This is a genomic window from Pseudoroseomonas cervicalis ATCC 49957, from assembly GCF_000164635.1.
In the GTDB taxonomy this organism is placed as follows: domain Bacteria; phylum Pseudomonadota; class Alphaproteobacteria; order Acetobacterales; family Acetobacteraceae; genus Pseudoroseomonas; species Pseudoroseomonas cervicalis.
Window position 1 is genome coordinate 1,641,340 of the sequence record NZ_GG770777.1, and the last position, 10,447, is coordinate 1,651,786.

General features: G+C 66.7%; 15 protein-coding genes and 1 pseudogene. 5 read left to right on the plus strand and 11 right to left on the minus strand.

The annotated features are described in order from the left end of the window. The 5 genes from HMPREF0731_RS07060 to HMPREF0731_RS07075 all read left to right on the plus strand — a co-directional run. On the plus strand, positions 1-417 hold a 417-nt coding region (locus HMPREF0731_RS07060), incomplete at its 5' end, for a siderophore-interacting protein (protein ID WP_007003373.1). Between the two features lie 267 nt (positions 418-684). After that, positions 685-1,050: a hypothetical protein gene (locus HMPREF0731_RS07065; protein WP_007003374.1), complete on the plus strand. Its 366-nt coding sequence runs from the start codon at positions 685-687 to the stop codon at positions 1,048-1,050. After that, entirely contained in the window at positions 1,047-1,481 is a 435-nt protein-coding gene (locus tag HMPREF0731_RS26100; protein WP_007003375.1) for a DUF4113 domain-containing protein, read from the plus strand. Before HMPREF0731_RS07065 ends, HMPREF0731_RS26100 begins: the two co-directional genes overlap by 4 nt. A gap of 153 nt (positions 1,482-1,634) precedes the next feature. After that, positions 1,635-2,519, plus strand: coding sequence for a glycosyltransferase family 2 protein (locus HMPREF0731_RS24110; RefSeq protein WP_169312260.1), 885 nt, complete (start codon positions 1,635-1,637; stop codon positions 2,517-2,519). Positions 2,520-2,626: 107 nt separating this feature from the next. Continuing rightward, positions 2,627-3,049, plus strand: coding sequence for a response regulator (locus tag HMPREF0731_RS07075; protein WP_007003377.1), 423 nt, complete (start codon positions 2,627-2,629; stop codon positions 3,047-3,049). A 152-nt stretch (positions 3,050-3,201) separates the two neighbouring features. On the opposite strand, the gene HMPREF0731_RS07080 is transcribed toward HMPREF0731_RS07075, so the two are convergent. The 11 genes and pseudogenes from HMPREF0731_RS07080 to HMPREF0731_RS07130 form a co-directional block, all read right to left on the minus strand. Next, entirely contained in the window at positions 3,202-3,714 is a 513-nt protein-coding gene (locus HMPREF0731_RS07080; protein WP_007003378.1) for a hypothetical protein, read from the minus strand. Further along, the gene (locus HMPREF0731_RS07085) at positions 3,711-3,890 is read right to left on the minus strand and encodes a hypothetical protein (protein WP_007003379.1); all 180 of its coding nucleotides are present in this window, start codon (positions 3,888-3,890) and stop codon (positions 3,711-3,713) included. The genes HMPREF0731_RS07080 and HMPREF0731_RS07085 overlap by 4 nt, the downstream gene beginning before the upstream one ends. Further along, positions 3,887-4,255: a hypothetical protein gene (locus HMPREF0731_RS07090; RefSeq protein ID WP_007003380.1), complete on the minus strand. Its 369-nt coding sequence runs from the start codon at positions 4,253-4,255 to the stop codon at positions 3,887-3,889. The genes HMPREF0731_RS07085 and HMPREF0731_RS07090 overlap by 4 nt, the downstream gene beginning before the upstream one ends. Positions 4,256-4,308: 53 nt before the next feature. Then, positions 4,309-4,821, minus strand: a complete 513-nt coding sequence (locus HMPREF0731_RS07095) for a hypothetical protein (protein WP_157135948.1) — start codon at positions 4,819-4,821, stop codon at positions 4,309-4,311. Positions 4,822-4,860: 39 nt separating this feature from the next. Then, positions 4,861-5,136 (minus strand): hypothetical protein, encoded by a 276-nt coding sequence (locus HMPREF0731_RS07100; protein WP_007003382.1) that lies wholly within the window; start codon positions 5,134-5,136, stop codon positions 4,861-4,863. Positions 5,137-5,146: 10 nt separating this feature from the next. Continuing rightward, a complete protein-coding gene (locus HMPREF0731_RS24115) occupies positions 5,147-6,415 on the minus strand; it encodes a phage head spike fiber domain-containing protein (protein WP_157135949.1) in 1,269 nt (422 codons plus the stop codon). Positions 6,416-6,422: 7 nt separating this feature from the next. Further along, the gene (locus tag HMPREF0731_RS07110; RefSeq protein ID WP_007003384.1) at positions 6,423-6,686 is read right to left on the minus strand and encodes a spike base protein, RCAP_Rcc01079 family; all 264 of its coding nucleotides are present in this window, start codon (positions 6,684-6,686) and stop codon (positions 6,423-6,425) included. Between the two features lie 10 nt (positions 6,687-6,696). Further along, complete coding sequence (locus HMPREF0731_RS07115; RefSeq protein ID WP_007003385.1) at positions 6,697-7,524, minus strand: LamG-like jellyroll fold domain-containing protein; 828 nt, start codon at positions 7,522-7,524, stop codon at positions 6,697-6,699. A gap of 2 nt (positions 7,525-7,526) precedes the next feature. Next, positions 7,527-9,746, minus strand: a complete 2,220-nt coding sequence (locus HMPREF0731_RS07120; protein WP_007003386.1) for a sialate O-acetylesterase — start codon at positions 9,744-9,746, stop codon at positions 7,527-7,529. Further along, positions 9,743-10,102 (minus strand): hypothetical protein, encoded by a 360-nt coding sequence (locus HMPREF0731_RS07125; RefSeq protein ID WP_007003387.1) that lies wholly within the window; start codon positions 10,100-10,102, stop codon positions 9,743-9,745. The genes HMPREF0731_RS07120 and HMPREF0731_RS07125 overlap by 4 nt, the downstream gene beginning before the upstream one ends. Before the next feature lie 10 nt (positions 10,103-10,112). Further along, positions 10,113-10,447: pseudogene (locus HMPREF0731_RS07130) on the minus strand (hypothetical protein); the annotation flags it as partial.

Below are 10,447 nucleotides of genomic sequence, written 5' to 3' on the forward strand. Positions count from 1 at the left end.
GCCGCCTGGTCGCTGCTGGCCGGCGACGAGACCGGCCTGCCCGGCATCGCCCGCATCCTGGAGGGCATGCCCGCCACCGCGCGCGGCGTGGCGCTGATCGAGGTGGCGGGGCCGGCGGAGGAGCAGGCGCTCCGGCATCCGCCGGGCGTCGAGATCCGCTGGCTGCACCGCGGTGCCGCCGCGCCGGGCGGCACCCGCCTGCTGCTGGAGGCGACGCGCGGGCTGACGCTGCCGCAGGACCGGGCGGAGATCTTCTGCTGGATCGGCGCCGAATACGCCGCCTTCCGTGACCTGCGCCACCACCTGCTGCGCGAGGCCGGCCTGTCCGCCGGGCAGTGCGTCGCCTTCTCGCACTGGCGGCGCGGCATGAGCGAGGAGGAGATCGCGGCCGCCGGGGCCTCCGCGATCACGCCCTGAGGCCAGCTGCGGGCGAGGTGGTGTCCCCGGCGGGATTCGAACCCACGGCCCCCAGATTAGGAATTTGGGAATTTCGTGAACTTTCAGCGCCCGGCTTCCGGAAGCCAGACACCCCACCGGCCCGGGATAGGTAGGACGGTTTCCCTACCCGGAAACCGCGAAAGCCTGTGACCAAGCCACCCCACCGCTCTTGTTCTCTCTCCGTTCTTCTTCTAGCCTAAGGCTGCGCACCCCCCCCCCGGCGCAGCCTATGGAGAACGCCCAGCGATGGCCCGCAAAGCCCCCCGACCGTCCGCCAAGCCCGCCGCCGGCGCGCCGATCAAGAGCCGAAAGGCCCTGCAGCGCTTGGCCGAGCTGGCCAGTAAGCCCTCCCCGCCCGACCGAATGCGGCGAGAGGTCGAGGGTATGGTCAAAGCCTGGCTCGAGGGCGCCGAGGAAGAGCGCCGAATCGAGGTCCGGGACAGCCTGGAGGAGATGCAGGGAGAGATTGCCGCCGGCATCGAGGCTGCGGCCGAGATGATGGACGAGATCGAGGCCGAGGACGAAGCCGGGCGCCGGCATGCCACCAGCGCGCTGCAGGCGCTGCGCGCGGCGCGCGAGGCCCTGCAGGGGGCCCGGGCCGGCCTGGCATGAGCCCCAGGCCGACCGATTCGGAGCCGCCGGACTATACCGGGGCCGAGACCACAGGCTTTGTCTCCCCCGCCGGCGACAGCCTCGAGGGGCCGATCGACCTGGCGCAGGTGCTGGATCTGCGCCGCCCCCATCGCTACCCCGTGCGCGTCCTGGGCGAGAGCCTGATTGAGCGGGGCATCCTGCCGGGGGATGTGCTGATCGCCGACGCCGCAGCCGAGCCGCGCCCGGGCGCCGTGGCCATCGTCAGCCGGGACCCGGTAGCCTCGGCGCGGGCGATGGCGGCTATGGACGCCATCAACGAGCGCTTCGGCCACGGCACACTCCGGCCGGCCTCTTCAGGAATCTTGCGCAGCTGGGGCACGCGGCAGACGCGACTATCGCCGCGCTACACCACCAGGATCGAAGAAATCATGAGGGCAAGCGCCTTCTGAAGCGCTTCGGCAGGCAGCCTTTTTTCCTGCGGCACAATTTCATAAGCCTGTGCTGTGCCATGCCATCTGCTTGCTGGTGCGCGTGTGGTGGTGCAGCTTCTCTTCCCCACCCTGTTGGCGAGAACTATGGTTCAGAAACCCCCTATTGCCGTCATGTCGTTCAACCGCCCCGACTACCTGAGGCAGGTTCTGATCTCTTTGGCCGCGCAGGATGATGGCAGCCACGGGCCCGTCCATCTTTTCCAAGACGGCGCCGTAAACCCGATATCTGGCAGAAGATCAGCAGACCAGGCCGACATCGATCGCTGCTTGGAAATTTTTCGAGTCATTTTCCCCAATGGGATAGTCCATTATAAGGGATACAACGTAGGCGTTGCTCAAAACTTCTTTGAAGCCGAGTCTTACTTTTTTAACGAAATCAAGGCGGAAGCCGTATACTTCTTTGAAGATGATATGGTGTTGTCGCCATATTATTTGAGGCTTATGGATTTTTTCTTTGAGCTCTATCGAGAACCGCGAAAAGTCGGGTACTTCGCTGCATACGGGAGTCTGAAGGCGCCTGCTGCCGAACAGGCCAAGAAGCGCCTGGAACTTCGCCGGCTGGCCCATCATTGGGGCTTCGGCCTGTTTCGCCATCACTGGCTCGAAATGCAGCCTATCATGCAAAAATACTATGAAGTTACCCTCGGTCGCGACTACCGAGACCGGGACCACAAAATAATCACTGGATCTTATCGAGATAGAGGTATTTTGATTGGCGTTTCGTCGCAGGATGATGTCAAGAAATCAGTCTCTTATTATCTTGGAAGGCCGTCGCTTAATACATTCGCCGTTTATGGTCGGTATATCGGGGCTAAGGGGCTGCACATGACGCCCGAGAGCTTCGAGAAAACAGGATATCATCTGACCGAGTGGCTCGATGGTGTCGACCTCCGCTTCAAGCACCCGACCGATGAGCAGATTGAGCGAATGCTGGTCGATGAGACCACCGGCCGACGGGCCAACATCGAAAAGCAGATGGCCGCAAAAAAGGTGTGATGGCAGAGACAGCGCACGGAATTTAGCCCTTGACGATCAACCTCCAGTTTATGTTTCCTTGCGAGATCGGTATAATGTTCCCGTGAGGAAAAGCGCGGAGGATCATCATGAGCGTGATTCATGCGGCGTTGTTCCGTCGGCGGATCCTGCTGGCAGAGGATTGCTTCTTCCTCGCGAGCTATGCCGCTGACGTGCTGGAAGAGGCGGGAGCCTTGGTTGTCGGCCCCGTCGCTACTCTTGATGAGGCAATTGAAATTGCGGGGTCGATGCACATTGACGCTGCTGTGTACAACAGCTTCCTTTGGTACAGGCGTGCCGACGCTCTAGCGCAGGTGCTCGACCAGAGAGAAGTGCCCTCTATTGTGCTGAGCCTTTTTTCAGATCCGGGGAACGACCCACTTCTGCAAAATCATCTTATGCTGCAATGGCCTTTTGCGCCAAGCAGTCTGATCGGCATGCTGTCCGCCATTCTCCTTCAGAAGAAGGAGCCCTGCCGGCGGAGGCTTCATCATCCTCACCCTCATGGATAGTGGCGCAGCGGCCTAGCGTAGCAAGCGCGCCTGCAGCGGGGCGGTTTATCCGTGCGCGGGGCCCAATCCCGCGCGGCTCGGCTGCTGGAACAGCCTTGCCCCCGCGCCTTGAAGTCGCGGGTAACAGTCAACTCCGGATCGTCAAGCGGCGCCTACCCCAGCGGATACTCCCGCAGCGCCGCCGCCCAGCTTGTGATCCAGCGCTCCCGGTGCGGCTTGCCGGGCCGCCACAGCCGGTCGGCGTAGCAGGCCCAGGCGCCCGGCTCGGTCTCGGGGATGGCCTGGGGATCGGAGAGCAGCAGCAACCGCGCCAGGCCATAGGCCAGGAGGTCGTGCCCTTCGATCGCGCGCCAGATGGCGGCCGCCTCCGGGCGCACACAGGCGGCCTGGCACAGCGCCACGCCGCGGCTGCGGATGGACTGCGAGACGGCCGAGGCGGTGACCACCCGGATCATGCCGCCCGTCTGTTCACCCTGCCACCAGCTCCGCGCCGGGCCCGGGGCGCCGCCGGGCAGCATCTGGTAGCGGTGCACCAGGTCGCTCTCCTGGATGGCGATGGCCAGCAGCATCCGACGCGCCGCGATGCTGCTGTTCAGGCCGGCCACCTGCTCCGCCCAGGCCGCGCCGGGGGTGATGACCTGCTGCACGAATTCCTTGGGCGTCATCCGAAATACTCCGCCAGTGGGGATGGCGCGGCCGGGGCTTCCCCGGCCACGAGAACCGGGATGCCGGGCGAATCCAGGCCCGGCCGCGCGGCCTGCGCCGGCGGCGGTGCGAGCGGCTCCGCGAGGGCCTCCCGCCGCCCGGCCAGCAAGGCCATCAGCTGGACGAGCCAGGTCATCGCTTGGCGCCCTCCCCCGGCTTCAGCGCCTGCGTGACGGCGGCCCGGGCCATGGCCTGCAACGTCTCCGGCGGCGGCCGGAGCTTGGCGAGGGTGTCGGGCAGGTTGTCCCGGGCATACTCGGCCGCGCGCCGCGCCGCCTCGGCCGCAGTGATGCGGCCACCGGCGAGGTCGGGCAGCGAGGCCAGTGCGGCGCGCGTCAAGGCGCCCAGCAGCAGCTGCATATCCTCGGCATGAGTGGCGCTCTCCAGCCGCTGGCGCAGCGGGCCGGGCAGCAGGGTGACGAGGTAGGCGCCGAGCGCGAGCAGCGCCGGCAGCACCAGGTGCTCCAGGAGCACCGGCAACAGCGGGGTGATCCAGTCCACGACTGGCCTCCGATTCGGTTGTGGTGGTGCCCGGCAGCCGGCCGGGCGCGGGCTCAGTCCAGCGGCAGCCGCAGGACGGGCCGCCAGATCAGGCCGGTGTCGCTGCCGGGCAGCGGCACCGTGTCGGCGATCGGCGGAGAATCGGACTGCCCGCGCGGCTGCAGGGCCATGCGGGCAATCAGGTCGCGCAGCTGCTGGATGGACTGCCGGGTCGCTTCGAACCGCCTGTCGGTGTCCTCCCGCTGCCGGTCACTGTCGCGCTGCAGGACCGCAGTCTGGGTGCGCAGCTCGACGATCAGGCTCCGCATCTCGCCAGCCTGGGACACGTAGCCCTGGGTCATTTGCCGCTGCTCAGCCAGCTGCGCGCTCAGCTGCAGCAGCGTCTGTGACTGCCGCTCCTGCAGCTGGATCGCCTGGGCATAGCTGGTGCTGATGCTCGACCAGACCGCCCAGCAGGTACCCAGCACAGGGATGATCCCAAAAAGCCCAATGACCAGTTGCCCCACTGTCATCGCGGATCTTTGGCTGATCGCCTTCACGCCTTCGGCGCCTTGGGAATCAGGCATGGGCCAGCCAACATGGCTTGGCCTCGATCGTGCGCGGCGTCATGCCCATACCCTCCGTGGTGCCTTGGGGGTGATCACGGCAGCAGTCCAGGCCTGCGGCAGCTCCGCGCCGGCCGGAAGCCGCAGATTGACGTGCCAGCCCGGCAGGGCCCGACCCGCGAAGACCGGCTCGCCGCTTTCGTCTGTGCCGACCTGCTCACCCCGCTCGAAGATTGGCCCGACCACGCTGATGGCGGCACCAGGCGGCGCGTCAGAGCGGGCCGCGTCCCAATCCGCCAAGTCGGCGAACCGCAGGTAAATCGGCTCTGTCCACATGCCTCCCCTCCTACAAGGCGGCCAGGCGCGCGTTCATCTCCGCGCCGGCCATGACTCTCCGGGTCGCCAGAAGCTTGGCCACCTCGATAATCCCGGGCGCGTCATCGCCGCCCGGCGCCAGCATGGTCCTGCCGACATGCAGCTCACCCTGGGCAGCGGCTGTCCTAGGAGAGAGCGAAGTCGCGGCGCCACCTGCCACGGCCTGGAGCAGGCCCCGTGCTTCGTCGAACGTCACCCCCAGCCGCAATTCTCCCCCAGCCGACCAAGCGCCAGGGACAGCTACGTCATCCAGGCCCGAACCGTCCCGCGTCGCCAGGCGGATGCCGGAGCCGTCGGCCGCCAGATAGGCCGAGAACAGCCCAGCGCCTGCGCTGCGGCGGGCGGTGAGGAGTGGTGCCGGGCCGGGCAGCGCCGCCGGTAGTGTCGCGACCAGCAGCAGCGTGCCGCGGCGATCCGGGAACAGCGCTGCCATGCTGCCGGTGACCAGATCCTGAGCCCGGCTACTCTGCGCCAGCGTGCCGACCGGCGGCAGGACCGGGCTGGTGGCACTGCCTCCCAGCTCGAATTGCGGCGCGCAAACCTCGATCGTCGCATCAACCACCCCGCCAGTGGCAACCACAGGCTGCAGGCCGACGCGGGCGTAGGTCGCCACAGATGTGGTAGTGCCTATACAGACAAAACGCTGTGCCGCGTCCGAAAGCAAAGAAATTATACTGGTTGAATGAATACTCGCCACTGAATTGTTGGCGTCATAACAAACGAAACGCAAATTAAAGTCAGAAAAACCTGAAAGAGAACCAGCAGATAGTCGCATAAAAGCCGATAGCGAGTATGTGCTGCGCGCGTTAACCAAGCTGTCGGCTGGCACCTCGAAAGTCGCAGTGTAGTTTGCCGTCGATGTTGCCGTGCCCGCGAAGCGTATGAGCGTCGAAGAGAGACCGAGCATGGTGCCGGCCCCCAGGCAACTGCGGATCACGCCGTTCTGCGAGCCGGCCAGTTGCCAATAAGTCGGGAAAACACCAGGGGCCGCTCCCTCACCGCGGGGATTGCGGAGCTGGTTGTCGCGTAGCGGCTCGACCAGAAGCCGCTGCGCCGGGCCGCTGAAGCGCGGAACATTCACGCCGACCGCCTGCAGAGCGCCGCCGGTCGTGAACCGCCCGCCGCCACTGGCGCGGGCAAACGCGAGGTTCGTCAGGCTGCCCGGTGCGATCAGCAGCTGTTCGGCCGCTGCTCTGGGCAGGCCAGGCGACCCGCTCAGCCCGAGGGAGAGGCCTAGCATCGCCGCCTCACCACAGCGCCACCAGGCCCGACGCCGTGGTGCCGGTGGCCATGACGCGCGCCGCGCGCAGCAGGAGGTGCTGGCCGGACCCGACATTCCGGAACGTCTCGGTCTGCCCCGACGCCGACCGGACCGCGACATCGCCGCCAACGCCGACATAGAGCGCGCGGCACGGGGTGGCGAGATCGACGGTGTCGCTCGGCGTCACGGCCGCCCATTGCGATGCCGGCGAGGCGAGGTCGACCTCATGATACTCAAAGCCGATAGGCATGGTATCTCCTTCAGGCGCTCAGCTGAGTGCGGATTTGAGCGAGGTAGGTTTCCAGCGCGGTCAGATCAGCGGCGTTGGCCAACAGATGCAGCGCGCGGCCGGAGACATGCAGGACACCTGCGAGATCTCCAGTGAGGCGAGAGGCGGAGAAGGTCTCGGCGCTGCCGCCCAGCACCATGCGGAGCCCCCCCGTTGCCGTGGAGATCTCCGAGCCGACAGACGTGCGCTCGAATATCTGCTGCCCGTTTTTGCGGAGGCGCATGACCTTGCCGGCGAAATCGTAGCTCAACACGTAGTAGTGCCACACGCCGTCATTCGGCCGCGGCTCAGTGCCGTAGGTGATCAGCGCGCCGCCGGTGGCCGATGCGTGGAAAACCTGAATACTCGCGGTGCTGGAGAGACCCGCGAAGAAGCGGTCGCTGACCTGGTTGCCGACCCATGCACCGGTGGCCGCCGCCTCGGCGGGCACCGGGCCGCGGGCGACGATGCCAATCGTATAGCCCGACGCGGACAGCACATTGCTGTCGTCCTGCTCACGCAGGACGCCATTCGCGTTCGCGGCCAATCCGCCGCCGCCGTAGCCAAAACGCAGAAACCTGCGCGAGCCTGCGCTGAGCACCAGAGGAGCCTGCGCCAGCGCCGGCACCCAGCGCAGCCCGCCAACACGAGAACGCCAGCCAGTGAAGATGCCCGAGCTCAGGTCGATGTCGGACGCGCGCCCTTCGAGCCAGACGTTCAGCCCGGCGATCGCCGCGACGGCGGCTTCTTCCGGGCTGACGATGACCACCGGCAGATTTACGTTGGTAAACACCGCAGTGGTTTTGAGCGCCAATGTCATAGTTAGGGCCTCCCGATCTCGTGGATGAAGTGCGGGCACCAGATGTAATTGGCCGCGCCATCGTACAGGCTCGTGCGAGATGTCGAGCCACGAAGGCAACCGCGAGCACCAATCAGCGGGCCATCCTGATCCGTCACGTTGTCGGCGTTGCGCTGGCTGGCATAGGCAAGGATGCAGCTGCCGTAGCCGGCCGGCAGTGCGGATAGCGTGAGGGTGAGGCTTCGGCCGCTGATCGTGTGGCCGGTGATGGTCGGAGGAGATCCAGAGCCATCCGCGAAGCGGAAGCCGAGATAGCCAGGCAGGCCCGTTGTGGACACGACGGAACCCGAGGTATCCATGACCAGATTGCCGCCCTCGGGGACGGTGAAGTCAGCCTGGATCGTTGTGGCGCCGGTCCAGCGGATGCGCTCGGGGTAGAAATCCCGCCAGCCGTAGCGGAAGAACTCTTCGTAGATCACGCGAGAGACGCCGATTCCACGGCGGTTCTGCCCGACACAGCTCAAATGAATATTGTCGCAGTAGGGCAGCGGGTAGATCGGCGGCGCAAAGCGCACATAGGGATGCGTCCGCAGCAAGCGGTAAGCCTCCCAGATGCGGTGATCGAAGGTCGTCGTGCGGATCGGGTTATCGCTGGTGTTCGCGATGGGAGTAATGATCATCACAACTTCTTCGCGCTGACCGGTGATCGCGCGCACATCCTCGGACAGCCAGCGCTGCAGCGTCATCACGCGGGCCGCATAGTCACCCATCTGCGTGCCGCGCGACATATCCGCCTCGCCCTGCATCCAGTCGCAGTAGCGCACGATCGGTACCCAGCCTTGCGCCTTGGCCAGAGCAACCGTGTTGGCCAGGGTGCTCAGGAAGCGCTGATAGATCAGCCACCCGCGACCCAGCTCCGCGATCTCCCGGCCACCAGCGCCGAAGTTGATGGCGCAGAATTTCTGGCGAGCCAGGCCGTCCGCGTCGAGCTTGGCGATGAGGTGGTTGATGATGCCAGACGCCGCCGTTTCCCGCTGTGTGGACGTGGTGGTCTCGGCCAGCGGCACGAAGGACGTGCGCACCGTGCCCTGCTGCCGGACCCCACCCTCCAACATCAGAGCATCGCTGGCATAGAGCGGCGTCGCCGCGACCAGCGCTTCGGTGGTGCCATTCGTCCCGTTGCTGTTGCTCTGCCCCATCTGCAGGAGGATGTGCAGGTGGGTGCGGGCCGTGGGGACGTAGGAGAACGCAGCGTCATTGTAGGCGTAGGTCGGCGTCGGCTCGGCGGGCGGTGTCGGCACGACGGTCGCGGCGATCTCAGCGACCTCTGCGCGCGTCGGGACTCGCTCAAATTCACCGCTGGCGAGCGCCTGGACATGACGAGCCGCCGCGTCCATGAGGGGCGCAAATTTGCCCTCCGAATCCAGCGCCCCGATGTAGGTCGTGACGCCGCCGACCACAACGTCGGTGATCTGTGCGATCACTGCCTCGCGGGCCGCAGCTTCATCGCCAACCGCATCTTCTGCCGCTCCCGTCGCGGCGTCCGCAGCAAGATCCTCCACCTCGGAACGCAGCGGAACGCGCTCAAAAGTACCAGATGCATTGGGCTGGATCAGCCGCCCATCGGTGGCCTGGAAGGGCGCAGCTCGGCCAAACTGATCCAGACCCATCAGGGAGACATCGATCCCGCTGACGCTGACGGCGGGCGTCTGCTGGATCACGCCGGCGCGCGCTGCGGCCTCAGCGGCTACGGCGGCATCAATGCCCTCCCGGCTGTAGTAATTGCCGATCAGGACGGCAACGCCGCTCTCCTTACGGTAGAGCGTGGCATAGATCGAGCCGGTGCCGGGGACCGTGAAATAGCCGCCATCCGCCGTCGCCGAGAGGCCGGCCGAGACGGTGGGAAACATGCCCTGGTTGAGCATCGCAGCAGCAGCAGCGGCCTCAGCCGTGAGGCGCGCAGTGTCCGCCGCCGTAGATGCATTGACCGCGGCTGTCGCAGCCCCTACCGCTCCCTGCTGCGCTGCGCCGGCAGTTTCCGCCGCCGCTTCCGCCGCCGCCCGATTCTCGCTGGCCGCCTCCGCCGCCGCCACAGCAGCATCGCGCAGCGGCTCGACGGCCTCGATCGCGACACCAGGTGCGACGAGGCGCGTCACCACCTCGGCCGCGCTGGCACCGGCGGCGGCGCCCGCGGCATTCACGCCGCTCCACGGGATGGAGGTGCCGGGCACTGTACCGCTCATTTGACATCTCCGTAGACGCAACGGACGACCTGGGTGGCCGTGACCGGCTGCGGCCCGAGCGACATGGCCCAGAACAGCCATGGCCCAGGCATCATCAGCCGAGCACTCACGCGCCAGAGCCCAGCAGCGCGCCGCTCGATCTCGGCAGGCTCTTCCTGGTGCTCGTAGTCGCTCAGCTCAGGCCGCCGAAAAATGGCAGCGATGCCGATGGCATCGATCCGCGCTTCGGTGATCTGATCGATCAGCTCGAACCAGACACCGACGGTGGAACCGATCGGGTATTCCGGCACGCGCAGCATAGCGTCGGGGGCAATGCGGGCGCGCAGGATCGCGTCCGGCGGGACGAGCTCCAGCATGGCGCGCTCCCTACAGCCAGAGCAGCCAGATCAGGCCTGCCGCGCCGTCACCACCGGCATTGCCAGCCGTGCCGCCATTGCCGCCGCCGCCGGGCCCCTGGCCGGCGACCCCCGGGGCGTTGAGGTTCGGCGCAGGACTGCCGCCCATGAAGGCGCCGCCGCCGGCGCCGCCCAGCACCGACCCGGCGGAGGGCGAGTACGCGAAGCCGCCCTGGATGCCGCCGCGCCCCCACTGCCCGCCCGAGCCGGAGGTGCCGCCCGCCCCGGCCGAGGCGGACTGCACCAGGTTGTTGCCGGCGGTGCCGCCCTGGCCGGCCTGGCACTGGATGGAGCTGAGGCTGGTGC